Here is an 18,802-nt window from a genome sequence, read left to right as displayed (position 1 = left end):
ACATGACGCTGGCAAGGGCGCTTGCGCCGCAACGGATCGACCATGGGCGACGCGTGCTGCTGGCCGCTGGCGGCGCTGCATTGCTCGTCGTGGCAGGCTGTGCACAGCTTTCGGGTGGCGGCGCTTCGGCACCCAAGGCCTCGGACAGCTGGAGCGGGCGGATGTCGCTTCGCATCGAGAGCGAGCCTGTACAGACCTTTGCCGCGCTGTTCGAGCTGCGCGGCTCGCCCGACTCGGGTGATCTCACGCTCACGACCCCCATCGGCAGCACGCTTGCGCAACTGCACTGGTCACCAGGCGAGGCACTGCTGAAAGACGGCAGCAACACGCGGCGCTTCGACTCCGTCGATGCGCTCATCGAAGCAGCCACCGGGGCAGCCATTCCAGTGGGTGCTCTGTTCGGCTGGCTGGCGGGCCGCAACGATCCCGTGCCCGGCTGGAAGCCGGACCTGGGGCAGCTCGCCAATGGCCGCCTGGCGGCGGTCCGCGAAACGCCGAGCCCCCGGGCCGACCTGCGCATCGTGTTCGAACGGTCATGAAGGCGATCTACGACCTTTCCGCGCCGGCCAAGCTCAACCTCTTCCTTCACATCACCGGCCGGCGCGACGACGGCTACCACCTGCTGCAATCGGTCTTCATGCTGATCGACTGGTGCGACACGCTGCATGTCGAACTACGCCGCGACGGCCAACTGAGCCGCGAAGACCTGACCACCGAATTGCCTGCCGACGATCTGATCCTGCGCGCGGCGCGTGCCCTGCAGGTATTTGCCGCACCCGGCCAAGGCGCTCACATCGGCGTGGCCAAGCATGTGCCGGCCCAGGCGGGCATGGGCGGCGGCTCTTCGGACGCGGCCACCTGTCTGCTGGCGCTGAATCGCCTGTGGGGCTTGAACCTGCCGCTCTCGCGGCTTTCCCACATCGGGCTGAAGCTGGGCGCGGACGTGCCATTCTTTCTTGGCGGCCGCAATGCGTGGGTCGAGGGCGTCGGAGAGCAATTGACACCGGTTACACTCCCTACCGCGCGTTTCGCGGTGGCCAAACCTCCCGAGGGACTCGATACCCGATTAATTTTTTCAGCAACAGATCTTGAACGTTCAACTCCTGTTGCTATAATCACAGGCTTTGCTGCAGAGAGCGAATCGCTCGAAGCGACAAACCTGAAAAGCTCTGTTCTGAGCCCTTCGGTTTTCGACTTCGGCCACAACGACCTGCAGCCGGTTGCCCAGCGACTTTGCCCCGCGGTCACCGACGCCATCGAATGGCTCGGAGCCCAAGGGTTGAAGGCACGGATGACCGGCTCCGGAAGTTCGGTGTTCGCGAAAATGCCGCAAGCGCCGCAGGAAGCGGAACTGCTGGAAGCCCCCAAGGGCTGGCAGGTTCGTCAATGCAGCAACCTGGAAGTCCATCCACTCTGGGGATGGGCAACCTGAAGAGATGATCGAGCCGTTCATTCGGTTCGATGCGACATATATCGGTTGGTGGTGAAAACCATCGACCTGTGTAGGGGAGTCGCCAAGCTGGTTAAGGCACTGGATTTTGATTCCAGCATGCAAAGGTTCGAATCCTTTCTCCCCTGCCAAATCTTCAACGACTGCGGCCAAATGGCCGCAGTCTTCATTTGCAGCCCACCCGCTGCAATAATCGGCGGCCTACCGGCCGCCACGCATCACAAACCTTTTGGCGGCTTCCTAAGCCAATTTGCACTGCCGGGACGCGCTCATGCAGGCTAATCACCCTGATTTCATGGTTTTCACCGGCAACGCCAATCCTGGCCTTGCCGCGGAAATCGCGCACAACCTCGGTACTTCGCTGGGCGCCGCCCGCGTGGGCCGCTTCTCGGACGGTGAAGTCACCGTCGAGATCAACCAGAACGTCCGCGCCCGCGACGTATTCGTGGTCCAGTCGACCTGCGCCCCGACCAACGAGAACCTGATGGAACTGCTGATCATGGTCGACGCGCTCAAGCGCGCTTCGGCCGAGCGGATCAGCGCCGTCATTCCCTACTTCGGCTATGCCCGCCAGGACCGCCGCCCGCGCTCGAGCCGCGTGCCGATTTCGGCCAAGGTCGTGGCCAACCTGCTGGAAACCGTCGGCGTCGAGCGCGTGCTCACGATGGACCTGCACGCCGACCAGATCCAGGGCTTCTTCGACATTCCGGTCGACAACATATACGCCTCGCCGGTGCTGCTCGGCGACCTGCGCGCCAAGAACTACGAAGACCTGATCGTGGTTTCGCCCGACGTCGGCGGCGTGGTCCGTGCCCGCGCGCTGGCCAAGCAACTGAACTGCGACCTCGCCATCATCGACAAGCGCCGCCCGAAGGCCAACGTCAGCGAAGTCATGAACGTGATCGGCGAGATCGACGGCCGCAACTGCGTGATCATGGACGACATGATCGACACCGCCGGCACGCTGGTCAAAGCAGCCGAGGTGCTGAAAGAGCGCGGCGCCAAGAGCGTCTACGCCTACTGCACGCACCCGATCTTCTCGGGCCCGGCCATCGAGCGCATCACGCAGGGCTCGGCCCTCGACGAAGTGGTCGTGACCAACACCATTCCCCTTTCCGATGGCGCCAATGCCTGCGGGAAGATCCGCCAGCTCTCCGTGGCACCGCTGATCGCCGAGACGATCCAGCGCATTGCCAAGGGCGAGTCGGTGATGAGTTTGTTCTCGGATCAGGACAACCTGTTCTGACCGGGGCATGAAGCTGGCCTCCTTCGCGGGAGGCCTTTTTGAACCGGAGTCGCACTGGTCGCGGTGGACTCTCACAGGAGCTAGTTATGAAATTCGTCGCTTTTGAGCGCGCAAAGCAGGGCACGGGTGCGAGCCGCCGTCTCCGCATCACGGGCAGAACCCCCGGCATCGTCTACGGTGGCGACACCCAGCCGCAACTGATCGAGATCGATCACAACGCGCTGTGGCACGCCCTGAAGAAGGAAGCTTTCCACGCGAGCGTGCTCGAGATGGAACTCGGCGGCACGACCAGCAAGGTCCTGCTGCGCGACGTGCAGTACCACCCGTTCCGCCAGCTGGTGCAGCACATCGACTTCCAGCGCGTCGACGCCAAGACCCGCATGACCATGAAGGTGCCTGTGCACTTCAAGGGTGAAGAAGAATCCGAAGCCGTCAAGATCGACCTGAACCTGGTCAATCACGTGACGACCGAACTCGAACTGAACTGCCTGCCGAGCGATCTGCCCGAGTTCATCGAAGTCGACCTGTCGGGCCTGAAGAAGAACGGCACCGTCACGCTGAAGGACATCAAGCTGCCCAAGGGCGTGAAGTGGGTCAGCCACGGCAAGGTCAACCCGGTGCTGGCTTCGGCCGTGTCGCCGGCGGCTGAAGAAGTCGACGCTCCCGCCGAAGGCGCTGCCGATGCAGCAGCCGCAGCCGCACCGGCCGCCAAGGGTGGCAAGGCTCCGGCCGCCAAGACCCCCGCCGCAAAGACTGCCAAGAAGTAATCTTCTTTCGCATCCGTTGCTGCAGAAGGCCCGCCTCGTGCGGGCCTTCTGCTTTTTCGCAGCGGGATAATCCAAGCCATGATCAAGTTGTTCGTCGGCCTCGGAAACCCGGGCCCTGAGTACGAAGCCACGCGGCATAACGCGGGCTTCTGGTGGATCGACGCCCTGGCGCGCGACTGGAAACTCAACCTCGTGCCCGAACGCGGCTACCACGGCCTTGCGGCGCGCGCCAACATCGGCGGCCAGAGCATCTGGCTGCTGGAGCCGCAGACCTTCATGAATCTGTCGGGCAAGTCGGTGGCCGCCCTTGCGCGCTTCTTCAAGATCGCGCCCGAGGAAATCCTGGTGGTGCACGACGAGCTCGACGTGGTGCCCGGCCAGGCCAAGCTCAAGTTCGGCGGCAGCCATGCCGGCCACAACGGCCTGCGCGACATTCACGCGCAGCTCGGCACCGGCGACTACTGGCGGCTGCGCCTGGGCATCGGACACCCCGGCGTGAAGTCGGAGGTGGTCAACTGGGTGCTCAAGAAGCCGCTCAAGGAGCAACGCGAAGCGATCGAAGACGCCATCGTCCGCACGCTGCACGCCACGCCCGCGCTGGTGGCTGGCGAGATGGAGAAGGCGACGCTGCTGATTCACACGAGCAAGCCACCGCGGCCCAAACCGCCGCGGAGGGAGCCCGGCGACGGGGGCACGCCTGCCGCCACCTAGCCGGCCATCGGAGCGCAGGAGGGAGAGAAATAAAAAATGAGAGAGAAGAGCAGAAGAAAAACGAAAGCAGGCACCGCAAGGATCGGCGTCGCTATGCTTTCTATAGCAGCCTGCATTCATTCCACAGGCGCATTTGCGCAAGACGGAACCACGGCATGGCGCTGCGGCAACGCTTATGCCGACCAGCCCTGCGAAGGCGGCAAGGCGGTGCGGGTGAACGACAGCCGCAGCGCGCAAGACCGCCGTGCCGCCGACACAGGCACTCGCAACGCAAGAACCCAGGCCGACCAGATGGAGCGCAGCCGGCTGTCGCTGGAAAAGGCGGCCTACGACCGCGACCAGCGGGCCGCGCGGGAGGCCCGCAGCGCGGCCCTCGCCGAACGGCGGCTCGCACTGGCCGAGCAAAAAGAGCGGGACCGTGCCCGTACATTGGCGGGCGAACCGCGCAAGCCCAGCGCGAGCTTCAAGGGCGCGGTGACCGATCAGAAAACGGCCAGCGACGCGCCAAAGAAGAAAAAGAAGCGGAAATCCGCCAGCTCAGACGCCGCTTGACGCGGCCGTCGTCACCTTGATCGCCGTGAGACGCTCGTATTTCTGAAGCAGCGTCTCGCGGCTTTCCACGTGCTCGGGATTGACGGGAATGCACGCCACCGGGCAGATCTGCACGCATTGCGGCTCGTCGAAGTGGCCGACGCACTCGGTGCACTTGTGCGGGTCGATCTCGTAGAACGCCTCGCCCATGTAGATCGCGTCGTTCGGGCACTCGGGCTCGCAGACATCGCAGTTGATGCATTCGTCGGTGATCATGAGGGCCATCCGCCGATTATCGCGGGGCCGCGCGGGCAGGCTGCCCCTGAATGACAAAGGCCACATTCACGGCACATTTGTTGCAGGAGTCAGTTATGCTGCGCCCCGCCCCATGAGTCTGTTTCTATTCAACCTTGCCACGCTGATCGGCACGCTGATCGGCGCCTCGGTCATCGTTTTCCTCGTCCTGGAGATACTGCCCGGCAACGCCGCGCAGATGCTCATGGGCCCCGACGCCTCGCCTGATGCCGTGGCGGCGCTGGCCACCAAGCTCGGCCTCGACCTGCCCGCATGGACGCGCTACTGGCACTGGATCGGCGGCCTGCTCACCGGCAACCTCGGCGACAGCTACGCCTACAGCTCGCCGGTGCTCGACCTGATCCTGGAGCGCCTCGCGCTCACCATGCCGCTGGCCCTGTTGGCGATGTTCTTCACCACGGTGATAGCGCTGCTGGTGGGCGTGACCGCCGCGGCGCGCCACAACAAGCTCGGCGACGTCGGCCTGATGGGCATGGCCCAGGTCGGCATCGCCATTCCCAATTTCTGGTTCGCGATTCTTCTGATCCTCGTGTTCTCTGTGAAGCTGCAGTGGTTCTCCGCCGGTGGTTTCGAGGGCTGGGGTGACGGCTTCTTCTCGGGCATCAAGTCGCTGCTGCTGCCTGCACTTTCGCTCGCGGTCGTGCAAGCCGCGATCCTCGCGCGCATCACGCGCTCGGCCGTGCTCGAGGTGATGCGCGAAGACTTCGTGCGCACCGCGCGCGCCAAGGGCGTGTCGCAGCGCATGGTGCTTTGGACGCACGTACTTCGCAACGCGATGATCCCCGTGATCACGGTGATGGGCATGCAGTTCTCCGAGCTGCTGGCCGGCACCATCGTGGTGGAGAACGTGTTCTATCTTCCCGGCCTCGGCCGGCTGATCTTCCAGGCCATCAGCAACCGCGACCTGATCGTGGTGCGCAACTGCGTGATGCTGCTCGCGGCCATGGTGGTCATCGTGAATTTCGTGGTCGACGTGCTCTATGCCGTCATCGACCCGCGCATCAAGGCCAGCGACATATGAGCAGCATCACCGCCCCCAGCGCCGCCGCGCTCAAGGTGCCGGGCTTCTGGCGCCGCGCGCTGCATCACCGCAGCTTCGTGCTCGGCGGCGTCCTGACCCTGCTGCTGCTGCTGGCAGCCGCCGTCTCGCTGGTGTGGACGCCCTGGTCGCCCTACGACATGGACATGGCCAACAAGCTCAAGCCGCCGATGGGCTCGCACTGGCTGGGCACCGACACCTACGGCCGCGACGTGGCCTCGCTGCTGCTGGTGGGCGCGCGCGCATCCATCCTGGTGGGCGTGATCGCGGTGGGCATCGGCCTGGTGGTGGGCACCGCGCTGGGCCTGCTCGCGGCCGCCAGGCGCGGCTGGGTCGAAGAAGCCATCATGCGGCTCACCGATTTCTCGCTCGCCTTCCCGGCGATCCTGTCGGCCATCATGCTGACCGCCGTGTTCGGCGCGGGCATCGTCAACGCGATCATCGCGATCGGCATCTACAACATCCCGACCTTCGCGCGCATCACCCGCGCATCGGCCAACGCCATCTGGTCGCGCGAGTACGTGGCCGCCGCGCGCGCCTGCGGCAAGGGCTCCTTCGCCATCACCATGCAGCACGTGCTGCCGAACATCTCGGCGGTGTTGATCGTTCAGATCACGATCCGCTTCGCCATCGCCATCCTCGCGGAGGCTGCGCTCTCCTACCTCGGCCTGGGCACGCAACCGCCGCAGCCGTCGTGGGGCCGCATGCTCAGCGAGGCGCAGACGATGATGTTCCAGTCACCCCTGCTCGCAGTGTTCCCCGGCATGGCCATCGCGTTCGCGGTGCTCGGCCTGAACCTGCTGGGCGACGGCCTGCGCGACCTGCTCGATCCACGGCTGGCACGGGCGAGGTAAGCAAGATGCCACTGCTTCAAGTCAAGGACCTGCACATCGAACTGCAGACGCAGCGCGGCCCCGCCGAGGCCGTGCGTGGCGTCGACTTCACGCTGGAGCGCGGCGAAACGCTGGGCATCGTCGGCGAGTCGGGCTGCGGCAAGTCGATCACCGTGATGTCGCTCATGGGCCTGCTGCCATCGACCGCCAAGGTCACGGGCAGCATCCGCTTCGACGGCACCGAGCTGGTGGGCCGCGCCGAGAAAGACATGTGCCAGATCCGCGGCAACCGCATCGGCATGATCTTCCAGGAGCCGATGACGGCACTGAACCCGGTGCACACCATCGCACGCCAGGTCGGCGAGCCGCTGCGGCTGCACCGAGGTCTCTCGAAGGCCGATGCACGCAAGGAAGTGCTCGCGCTGCTCGAGCGCGTGGGCATACCGGACGCGGCTTCGCGCCTCGACGCGTACCCGCACCAGTTCTCCGGCGGCCAACGCCAGCGCATCGGCATCGCGATGGCTCTGGCCTGCGGCCCCGACCTGCTGATTGCCGACGAGCCCACCACGGCGCTCGACGTGACCATCCAGAAGCAGATCCTCGAGCTGATCCAGAGCCTCGTGGCAGAGCGCGGCATGGCGCTGATATTGATCTCGCACGACCTCGGCGTGATCGCGCAGACGGTGTCGAAGATGCTCGTGATGTACGGCGGCAGCGTGGTCGAGAGCGGCCCGACCGAGGCCGTGTTCGCGCGCCGCGCCCATCCCTACACGCAGGGCCTGTTCGCCGCGCGTCCCGCCATCGGCGCGCCGCGCGGGCTGCGCCTTGCCACCATCAAGGGCAGCGTGCCCGAGCTGGTCGACCTGCCGAAGGGCTGCCCGTTCGCGGGCCGCTGCAGCTACACCGTCGACGCCTGCCACACCACGCGGCCACCCGCGACGATGCTGCCGCACGACCATGCGGTGCGCTGCATCCGGCTCGAAGAGATCGCGACCGAAGTCGCCGCCGCACCATGAGCCAGAAGACCGCTGTTCCACCGCTGCTGCAGGTCACCGACCTCGTGCGCCACTACGCACTGCCGCGTGAAAAGCTCTTCGGCCCGCCGCCGACGGTGAAGGCGCTCAACGGCGTGAGCTTCGAGGTGCAGGCCGGCAAGAGCGTGGGCATCGTCGGCGAATCGGGCTCTGGCAAGTCGACCATTGCGCGGCTGGTGATGGCGCTGGACACGCCGACCTCCGGCAGCGTGCGCCTGGAAGGCCGCGACCTGCACACGCTGCCCAGGGCCGAGTTGCGCACTTCGCGGCGCGATTTCCAGATGGTGTTCCAGGACCCGTACGGCTCGCTCGATCCACGCCAGACCGTGGCGCGCATCGTCGCCGAGCCGCTGGAAGCGTTGGCAGAGACCAGCCGCGCCGAGCAGCGCGAGCGCGCCTCGGAAGCACTCGCCGCCGTCGGCCTGCGCACTACCGACATGGACAAGTACCCGCACGAGTTCTCGGGCGGGCAACGCCAGCGCATTGCCATCGCGCGGGCGCTGATCACACGCCCCAAGCTCATCGTGGCCGACGAGCCGGTGAGCGCGCTCGACGTGTCCGTTCAAGCCCAGGTGCTCAACCTCATGCAGGACCTGCAGCAGCAGTTCGGCATCAGCTACCTGCTCATCAGCCACGACCTCGCGGTGGTCAACCACCTGTGCGACGAAGTCTGCGTGGTGTGGAAAGGCAAGATCGTGGAGCAGGGCCCGCCCGCCGAGCTTTTCCAGCATGCGCAGCACCCCTACACGCGCACGCTGCTCGAAGCCGTGCCGCGCACGCCCACCGGCGGCACGCTGCTGCAGGCCTGAACGGGGCTGCCACCGGCGTGTCGCCGGCGGTTCTTAGGATGAGTGGGTCATATGCATCTGGTTGCGCAAAGGCCACCACCTCGTTGATGATGCTTGCCCCCTGTTCCGAGGACACCGCTTCATGCTCAAACGACGCACCCTGCTCGCCACCGGCGCCGCAGCCCTGACACCGCTGGCCCTGCCGACCCTGGCGCTGGCGCAAAGAAAAAAAGATGCGCTGGTGATCGGCCTCACGCTCGAGCCCACGGGCCTGGACCCCACGGCCAAGGCCGGCGCCGAGATTGCCGAGGTGGTGCTCTACACGGTGTTCGAAACGCTCACCAAGATCAACTCCGACGGCAGTGTCACGCCGCTGCTGGCCGACAGCTGGGAAATTTCGCCAGACCTGAAGACCTACACCTTCAAGCTCAAGCGCGGCGTGAAGTTCCAGAACGGCGAACCCTTCAATGCGCAGAGCGTGAAGTTCTCGTTCGACCGCGCGGCCGCGGCCAACAGCACCAACAAGGACAAGCGCACCTTCACCAACATCACGACGCAGGTGGTCGACGAGCACACGGTGGTGCTGATCGCCAAGGAGATCGAGCCCGACCTGCTGTTCCTGCTGGGCCAGGCCTCCGCCATCCTGGTCGAGCCGAAGAGCGTGGAAACCAACGCCACCAAGCCTGTCGGCACCGGCCCCTACAGGCTCGACAACTGGGCCAAGGGCTCGAGCATCGTGCTGGCCAAGTGGGACGGCTGGCGCAGCGCCGACACGGTGCAGATCCGCAAAGCCAGCTTCCGCTTCATCTCCGAGCCGGCCGCGCAGACCGCCGCGCTGCTGTCGAACGACATCGACCTGTTCCCCCACGCCTCGGTGTCGCGCAGCCTGTCGCAGTTCCAGAACGACAAGCGCTTCCAGATCGTGTTCAACGCCTCGCTCGGCAAGACCATCCTGGCCATCAACAACAAGCGCAAGCCGCTGGACGACGTGCGCGTGCGCCGCGCCATTGCCGCGGCCATCGACCGCAAGGCCGTGATCGAAGCAGCCGTGGACGGGCGCGGCATTCCCATCGGCAGCCACTACGTGCCGGGCTTGCCCGGCTATGTCGACACCACCGGCGTCAACCCCTACAACATCGAGAAGGCCAAGAAGCTGCTGGCCGAGGCCGGCGTGAAGACGCCGCTCGAACTCGAACTGGTGCTGCCGCCCCCGCCCTATGCGCGCCAGGGCGGCGAGCTGATCGCCGCGCAGCTCGCCAAGATCGGCATCGTCGCGAAGATCCAGAACGTGGAGTGGGCGCAGTGGATCAGCGGCACCTACGGCAACAAGAACTACGACCTCTCTTTGATCCTGCACGTCGAGCCCTTCGACCTGGTGAACTACACCAAGCCGGAGTACTACTGGGGCTACCAGTCGGCGAAGTTCAACGAGGTGTTCGACAAGGCCCGCAATGCCGCGCGCCCCGCCGACCGCCTGCGCTACCTCGGAGACGCGCAGCGGGTGCTGGCGGAAGACGCGGCCAACGTGTTCCTGTTCCAGCCGCAGTTCATCACCATCGCCGGGCGCAACCTGCGCGGGCTGTGGAAGGACGCGCCGATCTTCGTGAACGACATCGCGGCGCTGTCCTGGGCCTGAGCCGGCGGGCCTGCCGCCTACGGGAACGTCCCGAGGAAAAACCGCCCCGCGGGCCGCTCGGCGGCGCCCCCGCTGCGAGAGAATGACCGGCTGCGCACGTGGCATCTTTCGTGCTGCGTGTCGTGTCTTTGCGGCGTCGCGCCTCCCTTCGGGGCACGGCGCGCGCCGAAGCAGTCATTCGAACCTGGCTTGTTTTTCCGGAGATCACACGTATGTTGAACCGCCGCACCCTCCTCACCACCGCTGGCGCCACCGTTGCGCTGGCCACCCCGCTCGCCGGCATGGCGCAGGGCAGGAAGGACGCCATCGTGATCGGCATGGCGCTCGAGCCGCCGGGCCTGGACCCCACCAGCGGTGCCGCCGCCGCCATCGCGGAAGTGGTGCAGTACAACATCCTCGAGACGCTCACCAAGATCAACGCCGACGGCAGCGTCACGCCGCTGCTGGCCGACAGCTGGGAAGTCTCGCCCGACCTGAAAACGTACACCTTCAAGCTCAAGCGCGGCGTGAAGTACCAGAACGGCGAGCCCTTCAACGCAGCCGCCGTCAAGTTCTCGTTCGACCGCGCCGGCAGCGAGAAGAGCACCAACAAGGACAAGCGCACCTTCGCCAACCTGAGCACCCAGGTGGTCGACGACTACACCGTGGTGGTCATCAACAAGGAAATCGACCCCGACCTGCCTTTCGTGCTGGGCCAGGCCACGGCCGTGATCGTCGAGCCCAAGAGCGCCGAAGGCAACGCCAACAAGCCGGTCGGCACCGGCCCCTACAAGCTCGACAACTGGGCCAAGGGCTCGTCGATCACGCTGAGCAAGTGGGAGGGCTTCCGCAGCCCCGCCACCGCCAAGATCAACAAGGTCACCTTCCGCTTCATCTCCGACACAGCGGCGCAGGCCGCGGCGGTGCTGTCGGGCGACATCGACGTGTTCCCGCGCATCGGCACGCGCGTGGTGCCGCAGTTCAAGATGAACCCGCAGTTCCAGGTGATCCTGGCCGGTTCGCGCGCCAAGACCATCCTGTCGATCAACAACCGCAAGAAGCCGCTGGACGACGTGCGCGTGCGCCGCGCCATCCTGGCGGCCATCGACCGCAAGGCCGTGATCGAAGGCGCGGCCGACGGCTTCGGCGTGCCCATCGGCAGCCACTACGTGCCGGGCGCGGCGGGCTATGTCGACACCACCGGCATCAACCCCTTCGACATCGAGAAGGCCAAGAAGCTGCTGGCCGAAGCCGGCGTGAAGACGCCGCTCGAACTCAAGATGACGCTGCCCCCGCCGCCCTATGCGCGCCAGGGCGGCGAGGTGATCGTGGCCGAGCTGGCCAAGATCGGCATCGTGGTGAAGGTGCAGAACGTCGAGTGGGCGCAGTGGCTCAGCGGCACCTACGGCAACAAGGACTACGACCTGTCGATCGTGTCGCACGTCGAGCCCTTCGACCTCGGCAACTACGCAAAGTCGGACTACTACTGGGGCTACCAGTCGAAGGCCTTCGACACGCTGTTCGACAAGATCAAGACCACCGCCAACACCGCGGAGCGCAACAAGCTGCTTGGCGACGCGCAGAAGATGCTGGCCACCGACGCGGCCAACGGCTTCCTCTACCAGCCGCAGTTCCCGACCGTGGCAAAGAAGAACGTCAAGGGCATCTGGAAGGAAAACCCGATCTTCGTCAACGACCTGTCGGCGCTGTCGTGGGGCTGAACGACCTGACCGCGCAGGAGCTTGCCGCGGCCTACCGCGACCGCAAGCTCTCGCCGGTGGAGGTCACGCAGGCCGTCATAGCGCACATCGAGCGCTGGGAGCCTCGCCTGCAGGCCACATGGCTTTTCAGGCCCGAGGCCGCGCTCGAGCAGGCGCGCGCATCGGAGGCGCGCTGGCAGCGCGGCGATGCACGCAGCCCGCTCGACGGCGTGCCGACGACCATCAAGGAAAACATCGCCACGCGCGGCGACCCGATGCCGGCCGGCACGGCCGCCGTCGACCTCAGGCCCGCCACCGCAGACGCACCGCCGGCCGCGCGCCTGAAGGAAGCAGGCGCGGTGATCGTCAGCAAGACAACCATGCCCGACTACGGCATGTTGTCGTCGGGCCTCTCCAGCTTTCACACGCTGGCGCGCAACCCCTGGGACCTGCGGCTCACGCCGGGCGGCTCCAGCGCGGGCGCCGGCGCCGCGACCGCCGCGGGCTACGGCCCGCTGCACCTGGGCACCGACATCGGAGGCTCGCTGCGTTTGCCCGCGAGCTGGTGCGGCATCTTCACGCTCAAGCCCAGCCTGGGGCGCATTCCGATCGACCCGCCCTACATGGGCCGCGCCGCAGGGCCGATGACACGCACCGTGGGCGACGCCGCGCTGATGATGCAGGCGCTGGCCAGGCCCGATGCACGCGACAGCATGAGCCTGCCGGCGCAGGACATCGACTGGGCCGCCTTCGACGTGTCGCCAGACCATCTGCGCGGACTGCGCATCGGGCTGCTGCTCGACGCGGGCTGCGGGCTCGCAGTCGAGCCCGAGATCCAGGCCGCCGTGGAGCATGCGGCCCGCTTGTTCGAGAAGGCAGGCGCGGTCGTCGAGCCCATGCAGCCGTTCATGTCGCAGTCGATGCTCGACGGAATGGACCACCTGTGGCGCATGCGCTCGCTGGTGGACATGAAGGGGCTGCGTGCCGACCAGCGCGCCAAGGTGCTGCCCTACATCCGCGAATGGGCCGAGAGCGCGGCCGAGTTCAGCGGCGAGCATGTGTTCCGCAGCTTCAGCCAGTTCCATGCAACACGCGTGGCCGCCGCCAGCGCATGCGCGCGCTTCGACTACGTGATCTCGCCGGTGTCGCCGAACATGCCCGCAGCGGCGGAAGCGCCCTCGCCCACGAACGATCCGCTGCGTCCACTGGAACACATCGGCTTCACCGTGCCGTTCAACATGTCGGAGCAGCCGGCTTCTTCGGTGAATTGCGGCTACTCGGCTTCGGGCCTGCCGATCGGCCTGCAGATCGCGGGGCAGCGCTTCGACGATCTCGGCGTGCTTCGCGTTTCGCGCGCCTTCGAGCAGATCCGCGAAGTGCAGCGCCCCTGGCCCGAGGTGCCACGGGCAGGCGGCTGAGGCCTTCAGGAACCGGCGAACCTGCCGATAAGGAAGAGTGCCCGGCTCTCGGGCGTCTTCTTTTTCGACAGGAGCCTGTATTGATCGTCACCCCGACCGCTGTCAGCCCCCTGGTCACTTCCGGCGCGTCGACCGCTTGGCGCACCACCAGCCTGCCGGTCCCCGTGGACACTGCGGCAACGGCCGCGCCGGCCGTTTCGGTGAGCCTCGGGCAGTCGGCCACGTCGGCCGACGTACAGACCTATGCAATGTCAGGCCTCACGGTCGCGGCACCCACCTGGGAGCGGCAGCCCGACGACGCGATCTCCTCGCTGATGGCCGGCAACCTCGTCTATGGCACTCCCGGAACCCGGTTCAACGGGCTGGGCGCCGCGATGCTCAAGCGCTTCGGCACCGACGCCGGCGACTTCTCTCAGTCGGTGACGCTGGCGGCGCAAGGCACGAGCGACCCGGCGCTGCACACCGACGCCGACAACCAGATCAAGCTGTCGATCCGCACGGCCAGCGGTGCCACCGTCGAGCTGAGCCTGGGCAGCCAGGATGACGGCATGGCGATGCAGATCAAGGTCTCCGGCGGCGAACTCACCGAGGCCGAGAGCAAGGCGCTGGTCCAGCTCTCGGGCGCCTTCCAGGAGGCCATCGACGGCCTGAGCGCCTTTCCGCCGCGCCTGGCGCTCGGCGGCCTCATGAAGTTCGACCCGGCGGTGCTGTCGTCGGTCGACTTCAAGGCCAGCATCAAGGCCGATGGCAAGGGCGCCATCAACACCCTCGAGTTTCATGCCGACGCGAAGTCGCGTTCGGTGAACGCCACCGGGCCGTCGGGCACGGTGAAGGTCGACGTCGACCTGTCCAATCCGGCCATCCTCGGAACCGCCACCCAGCAGGCGCAGGCCATGACGCGCTACCTGCAGCAGGCCGATGCGGCGGGCAGCCGGGGCCGGGGCGACGCGGTGCTCGTGTCGATGTTCAAGGACGCGTTCTCGCAGATGAACAGCAACTACGGCGTGACGGCACCTGTCGCGGGCCGCGAGGCGCCGGGCGTGATCGCGCTGAACGCGGGCGACCACAGCCTGCTCAGCGGCCTGGCCGACTTCCATGCGTCGATGGCGCAGCCCCCGGTTTCCTCGAATCCGATGCGGCCCGAAGAAGTCGACACCTTCTCGTACAAGCTCTCGCAGAGCACCAGCGTGACCGGCAAGGATCCGCGCAATCGCAACATCCACCAGGACCAGCAGGCGCAACTGAGCGCGAGCTTCCACCGCCCGTTGACGCCGGAGTTGTCGCTCCTTCTCACGGCTTCGAAGGAATCGCAGTTCTACGAATACGTGCGGATCGACGACCAGGCCAAGGCGTCCGCCGACATCACCTACGAGGACGGCAAGCGCATCGGTGCGACGGTCGAGCAGTCCGCGAGCGAGTCGACCCGCGTCCAGCGCTACCTCATGGGCAAGCTGGAGTCCGACACCACGAACCCGCTCGAGCGCAAGCGCGTCTCGGACGTGCGCCAGTTGCTGTCGGGCGTCGAGAAGGCGGAAAGGTCGCACGGCGCCGAGGATGCGCGCCGCCGCGACCAGGCGCTCGCGGTGGCCGGTTCGCTGGCCGTTCTGCCGGACAGGCCGGGCACGCTGCCGCGAGGCAATGGCGAGACGGTATATCGCCCGCAGCCGGCGGCCTGAACTGCCGGCGACGGGCAGCATGGTTCGGCGGACGGCGAAGCCGGCTAAGCTCGCCGTACGCCACCCATCCTTGGCGTTCTTGCCATGCCCTCCCGCAAAGACTCCCGCGCCCCGTCCCCCGCACCGGCCGAGGGCGCCGCCATGCAGGACCCACAGCTCCTGCGCCGCCTGCTGCGCGCGAAAGACCGCATGGACGCCGCTTCGCACGAAGCCTGGCCGGTGCAGCGGCTGGCCACGGTGAGCGGTGTCTCCGAAGCCCATTTCGCGCGTTCGTTCAAGCTGGCTTTCGGCATGCCGCCGCACCGCTACCTGCTGACGCGTCGCATCGAGCGGGCAACGGCGATGTTGCGCGACACCGAGCTGCCGATCACCGAGATCGCCTTCGCCACCGGCTGGGAAAGCCTGGGCACCTTCGGGCGCACCTTCCGCGACGTCACGGGCGAAAGCCCAAGCACGCTTCGCCCGCGCCTGCAGGCCGCGGCGCGGCAACTCGAGCACGTGCCGGCGTGTGTCCTCAAGGCCGCGCAACGGCCCGATCTCACCGAAGCAGTTTCGGAGAAGCGCCGCCGTACGGCGACCGGTACAAACCGGCTTTCAACCAAGGAGATGCAATGAGCCAAGGTATCGGTGTAGTGGGTTTGTACGTGGACGACCAGGACGAGGCGCTGGCGTTCTATGTGGAGAAGCTCGGATTCCGCGTCCACGCGGACGTTCGCAACGGGGCCTATCGCTGGCTCACGGTGAAGCATCCGAAACAGCCGTCGTTCGAGCTGGGGCTGTTCACCCCCGGGCCGCCGGTACACGACGAGGCGACCGCCCAGACGTTGCGCGCCATGGTGGCCAAGGGCGCGATGCCGCCGCTGGTCCTGAACGTGGCCGACTGCCGAGCGGCCTGCCAGCGGATGCGTGAGCGGGGCGTGGAGCTCACGCAGGAGCCCATGGAACGCTACGGCAGCGTGGACGCGGGCTTTCGCGACCCCGCGGGCAACGGCTGGAAGATGATCCAGGCGCGAGTGAACTCGGCGTAGCTGCGAGAAAATCCCATGCTGAGTGCATCACATCAAGAAGGGACACTCGCATGGGCATTTCAACTGCGGCATCCAGGCCTCGGGGCCGCAAGCCTGGGCTCGTCGCCGCAGTAGCCGTCCTGATCGTGATCGCCGGCGGCTTCGCCTTCACGGCCGCGATCGAGATGAAGAACCCGGTGTTCCTCGTCCGATTCCTGTTCACGCCAAGATCGGAAGTAGAGGCGCTCTACGACACCCGCATGATCGCCGCCTCGCCGCAGCCGCAGCCGATTCCCGAGCAGTTGCGGCCCCTTGCCGCGACAGTGCCCTGGAAAGGCAACAACGCCGACATCTTGAGCGTGCTGCGGGAGACCCGGACCAACGCGTTCCTGGTCATGTGCCGCGGAACCCTGGTGAACGAGTGGTACAGCGAGCCAGGCAAGAAAACGGCGCGCGAGTCTTCGTGGTCCATCGCCAAGTCCGTCGTGGGCCTTCTCGTGGGGCAACTGATCGCCGAAGGCAAGCTGTCCGAAGACACGAAGCTGGCGGCGGTGCTGCCCGAGTTCGCCGCCGGCGGCAGGTTCGACGACATCACCGTGCGCGACCTGCTCGACATGAAGAGCGGCATCGACGTGAGCGAGGACTACTCGGAACTCAAGCCCTTCACCGGCGTAGGCGGCATGCAGATCACCACCGAGCTTCGCAGCTATGTGATGAAGAACCGCACGCTCGCATTCCCACCGGGAACCCGGTCGGAGTACCGCAGCATCGACGCGCAGTATCTGTCGATGATCGTGGCGCGGGTCGAAGGCGAGCCCCTTGCGAAGGTGCTCGAGCGCCGGCTGTGGGGCCCGCTCGGCGCGCAGGACGATGCGAGCTGGAACCTCGACCATGCAGGCGGCATCGAGAGAGGCTTCGGCAACCTGAACGCGACGCCGCGAGACTTCGCCAAGCTCGGCCTGCTCGCGCTCGCGGGCGGCAAGGTCGGCAACCGCACATTGATCTCGCCCGCATGGATGGCACGCATCACCACGCCGGTGGCCGAGGCGGAGCCGGGCTGGATGTACGCGGCGCTGTGGTGGCACCCGCCCGGCCACGAAAAGCATGGCGACTACAGCGCGATCGGCGTCTACAGCCAGTTCGTGTACGTCAACCCCAGGCACCACACCGTCGTGGTGAAGCTCAGCGACTACGGCTCGCAGCAGGACGAGGCGGAACTGATCGACGTGTTCCGCGCGGTGGCCGAAGGCTGCCCCTGAACCCGGCTTCGCGTCGGGCGTGGGTTGTCACGTCCGGCCTCAGCCCCTTGCCTCGCCTTCGTTGCGAAGTTGCTCCTCGATGGCGGCTCTGTCGATGATCGACCACACCTCCACGATCCTTCCGTCCTTGAACTCGTAGAACACGTTCTCGGCAAACGAGACGGTTCTGCCGTTCACCTGCAGGCCGAGGAAGTCGCCCTTCGGCGCGCAGTCGAACTGCAGCCGGCTGGCCACGCGCGGTGGCTCGGCAACGAGCAGCTGGATGTTGAAAAACAGATCCGGAATCGCCTGGAAGTCCTGCTCCAGCATTTCACGGTAGCCAGACAGCCCGACCCGCCGGCCGTTGTGGTTCACGTCGTCATGAACGAATTTTTCCAGGCTCGGCCAGTCCTGTGCATTGAGGCAGGCGATGTAGTTCCGGTAGGCGCCGGCGAGTTCGGTCGGGGTCATGGCTGCTGCTCCTTTGCGTGAACGATAGCGCCTCACGCGAGGTGGGACGCCAGCAGCTCCCGGGCCTTGCCGACGAACGCCGTCTCTCCCCGCCGCGCCGGCAGGAACTGGAACACCACCTTCGGCAGTGCCGGCAGCCCGTGCGGCGTTGCCAGCCGCGCTACGCCCTCGCTGATCGCGGATTCGTTGAGGCAGGCCACGCCCAGCCCCGCGGCCAGCGCCGACTGCAGCCCCGCCACGCCCGACGCCACATGCGCGAGCGAATAGGCCACGCGCCGCCGCCGCAACAGGGCGACAGTGAACTGGTGCAGCGAGCAGGTGTCCGGCAGGACGAGCAGCCGCACCGGCTCGCCGCGCACGAGCCGCATGCCCGTCGCGCCGAGCCACGCCAGCGACTCGCGCCGCAGCACCGGCGCGCGCGGCTGCTCAGCGGACACGCCGGTGATGTTCATCCCGAGGCCCACGTCGAAATCTCCTCGTGCATAGGCGGCACGCAGCTCGTCGCTTTTGAGGATGCTCACGTGCAGCCGCACGCGCGGGTAGCTATCGCCGAGCCGTCCCAGCAGCCGCGTCAGGTCGGCGGGGCGGAAGTAGTCGGTGACGGCCAGGCGCAGTTCGCCCTGCAGCACCTCGCCGTGCAGGTCGCGGAACGCCTCGTCGCTCAGCGCCAGGATGCGCCTTGCGTAGGCCAGCAACCGGGTGCCGGCCTCCGTAGGCGACACGCCGGCCTTGCTGCGCGTGAACAGCGATTGGCCCGCCCTTTCTTCCAGCTTGCGTATCTGCTCGCTGACCGACGACTGCGAAAGAAAAACGCGCGGCGCGGCCGCCGTGAGGCTGCCCGCGTCGATCACCGCGGCGAGGGTGCGGAGCTGCTCGAGGTCGAAGCCTTGCATGGTCAATCCATCCGTTTAACCGATGGATTCCATCATATCTTCCCGCTTTTCCGTTGGCGCAGGGGCTCCC

The 18,802-nt window shown here is 66.5% G+C and carries 20 protein-coding genes and 1 tRNA gene; 18 read left to right on the top strand and 3 right to left on the bottom strand.

What is annotated here, in order from left to right; all coding sequences use genetic code 11:
- Positions 1-2 precede the first annotated feature (2 nt).
- The 7 genes from ACQY8B_RS01915 (at position 3) to ACQY8B_RS01885 (ending at position 4,726) form a co-directional block, all read left to right on the top strand.
- On the top strand, positions 3-539 hold the full coding sequence (locus ACQY8B_RS01915) for a lipoprotein insertase outer membrane protein LolB (protein WP_422085157.1): 537 nt from the start codon (positions 3-5) through the stop codon (positions 537-539).
- The gene (gene ispE / locus ACQY8B_RS01910; protein ID WP_422085156.1) at positions 536-1,432 is read left to right on the top strand and encodes a 4-(cytidine 5'-diphospho)-2-C-methyl-D-erythritol kinase; all 897 of its coding nucleotides are present in this window, start codon (positions 536-538) and stop codon (positions 1,430-1,432) included. The genes ACQY8B_RS01915 and ispE overlap by 4 nt, the downstream gene beginning before the upstream one ends.
- 72 nt (positions 1,433-1,504) lie before the next feature.
- A tRNA-Gln gene (locus ACQY8B_RS01905) sits at positions 1,505-1,581 on the top strand.
- Positions 1,582-1,721: 140 nt separating this feature from the next.
- The gene (locus ACQY8B_RS01900; RefSeq protein WP_081269883.1) at positions 1,722-2,696 is read left to right on the top strand and encodes a ribose-phosphate pyrophosphokinase; all 975 of its coding nucleotides are present in this window, start codon (positions 1,722-1,724) and stop codon (positions 2,694-2,696) included.
- An 86-nt stretch (positions 2,697-2,782) separates the two neighbouring features.
- A complete protein-coding gene (locus ACQY8B_RS01895) occupies positions 2,783-3,463 on the top strand; it encodes a 50S ribosomal protein L25/general stress protein Ctc (RefSeq protein WP_422085155.1) in 681 nt (226 codons plus the stop codon).
- Positions 3,464-3,541: 78 nt separating this feature from the next.
- Positions 3,542-4,174, top strand: a complete 633-nt coding sequence (gene pth, locus ACQY8B_RS01890; protein ID WP_106936916.1) for an aminoacyl-tRNA hydrolase — start codon at positions 3,542-3,544, stop codon at positions 4,172-4,174.
- A 36-nt stretch (positions 4,175-4,210) separates the two neighbouring features.
- Positions 4,211-4,726, top strand: coding sequence for a hypothetical protein (locus tag ACQY8B_RS01885; RefSeq protein WP_422085154.1), 516 nt, complete (start codon positions 4,211-4,213; stop codon positions 4,724-4,726).
- On the opposite strand, the gene ACQY8B_RS01880 is transcribed toward ACQY8B_RS01885, so the two are convergent.
- Positions 4,712-4,990: a YfhL family 4Fe-4S dicluster ferredoxin gene (locus tag ACQY8B_RS01880; RefSeq protein WP_237675933.1), complete on the bottom strand. Its 279-nt coding sequence runs from the start codon at positions 4,988-4,990 to the stop codon at positions 4,712-4,714. The two genes, ACQY8B_RS01885 and ACQY8B_RS01880, sit on opposite strands and share 15 nt — an antisense overlap.
- A gap of 103 nt (positions 4,991-5,093) precedes the next feature.
- Between ACQY8B_RS01880 and ACQY8B_RS01875 the strand changes: the two genes are divergently transcribed.
- The 11 genes from ACQY8B_RS01875 to ACQY8B_RS01825 all read left to right on the top strand — a co-directional run bounded on the left by ACQY8B_RS01875 (position 5,094) and on the right by ACQY8B_RS01825 (position 17,389).
- Positions 5,094-6,041 (top strand): ABC transporter permease, encoded by a 948-nt coding sequence (locus ACQY8B_RS01875; RefSeq protein ID WP_428744996.1) that lies wholly within the window; start codon positions 5,094-5,096, stop codon positions 6,039-6,041.
- Positions 6,038-6,913 carry an ABC transporter permease gene (locus ACQY8B_RS01870; protein WP_422085152.1) on the top strand — a complete coding sequence of 292 codons (876 nt, stop codon included), beginning with the start codon at positions 6,038-6,040 and terminating at the stop codon, positions 6,911-6,913. Before ACQY8B_RS01875 ends, ACQY8B_RS01870 begins: the two co-directional genes overlap by 4 nt.
- A gap of 5 nt (positions 6,914-6,918) precedes the next feature.
- A complete protein-coding gene (locus ACQY8B_RS01865; protein WP_422085151.1) occupies positions 6,919-7,908 on the top strand; it encodes an ABC transporter ATP-binding protein in 990 nt (329 codons plus the stop codon).
- Positions 7,905-8,735 (top strand): ATP-binding cassette domain-containing protein, encoded by an 831-nt coding sequence (locus ACQY8B_RS01860; RefSeq protein WP_422085150.1) that lies wholly within the window; start codon positions 7,905-7,907, stop codon positions 8,733-8,735. Before ACQY8B_RS01865 ends, ACQY8B_RS01860 begins: the two co-directional genes overlap by 4 nt.
- Positions 8,736-8,856: 121 nt before the next feature.
- On the top strand, positions 8,857-10,350 hold the full coding sequence (locus tag ACQY8B_RS01855) for an ABC transporter substrate-binding protein (RefSeq protein ID WP_422085149.1): 1,494 nt from the start codon (positions 8,857-8,859) through the stop codon (positions 10,348-10,350).
- 212 nt (positions 10,351-10,562) lie between these two features.
- Positions 10,563-12,050, top strand: coding sequence for an ABC transporter substrate-binding protein (locus tag ACQY8B_RS01850; RefSeq protein ID WP_422085148.1), 1,488 nt, complete (start codon positions 10,563-10,565; stop codon positions 12,048-12,050).
- Positions 12,041-13,447: an amidase gene (locus tag ACQY8B_RS01845; RefSeq protein WP_422085147.1), complete on the top strand. Its 1,407-nt coding sequence runs from the start codon at positions 12,041-12,043 to the stop codon at positions 13,445-13,447. The genes ACQY8B_RS01850 and ACQY8B_RS01845 overlap by 10 nt, the downstream gene beginning before the upstream one ends.
- An 80-nt stretch (positions 13,448-13,527) precedes the next feature.
- On the top strand, positions 13,528-15,123 hold the full coding sequence (locus ACQY8B_RS01840) for a hypothetical protein (protein WP_422085146.1): 1,596 nt from the start codon (positions 13,528-13,530) through the stop codon (positions 15,121-15,123).
- Between the two features lie 84 nt (positions 15,124-15,207).
- Entirely contained in the window at positions 15,208-15,738 is a 531-nt protein-coding gene (locus tag ACQY8B_RS01835; RefSeq protein ID WP_422085145.1) for a helix-turn-helix domain-containing protein, read from the top strand.
- On the top strand, positions 15,735-16,151 hold the full coding sequence (locus tag ACQY8B_RS01830; protein WP_422085144.1) for a VOC family protein: 417 nt from the start codon (positions 15,735-15,737) through the stop codon (positions 16,149-16,151). The genes ACQY8B_RS01835 and ACQY8B_RS01830 overlap by 4 nt, the downstream gene beginning before the upstream one ends.
- 50 nt (positions 16,152-16,201) lie before the next feature.
- Positions 16,202-17,389, top strand: a complete 1,188-nt coding sequence (locus ACQY8B_RS01825) for a serine hydrolase domain-containing protein (protein ID WP_422085143.1) — start codon at positions 16,202-16,204, stop codon at positions 17,387-17,389.
- Between the two features lie 39 nt (positions 17,390-17,428).
- Here ACQY8B_RS01825 and ACQY8B_RS01820 read toward each other — a convergent pair whose 3' ends face one another.
- Both ACQY8B_RS01820 and ACQY8B_RS01815 read right to left on the bottom strand, forming a co-directional pair.
- Complete coding sequence (locus ACQY8B_RS01820; RefSeq protein WP_422085142.1) at positions 17,429-17,839, bottom strand: ester cyclase; 411 nt, start codon at positions 17,837-17,839, stop codon at positions 17,429-17,431.
- 32 nt (positions 17,840-17,871) lie between these two features.
- Positions 17,872-18,732, bottom strand: a complete 861-nt coding sequence (locus tag ACQY8B_RS01815; protein ID WP_422085141.1) for a LysR family transcriptional regulator — start codon at positions 18,730-18,732, stop codon at positions 17,872-17,874.
- Positions 18,733-18,802: the final 70 nt, after the last annotated feature.

The sequence above is a fragment of the Variovorax sp. genome (assembly GCF_965279555.1).
In the GTDB taxonomy this organism is placed as follows: domain Bacteria; phylum Pseudomonadota; class Gammaproteobacteria; order Burkholderiales; family Burkholderiaceae_C; genus Variovorax.
The sequence above is the reverse complement of the archived record's forward strand: the minus strand, read 5'-3'. Positions and strand labels throughout refer to the sequence as shown.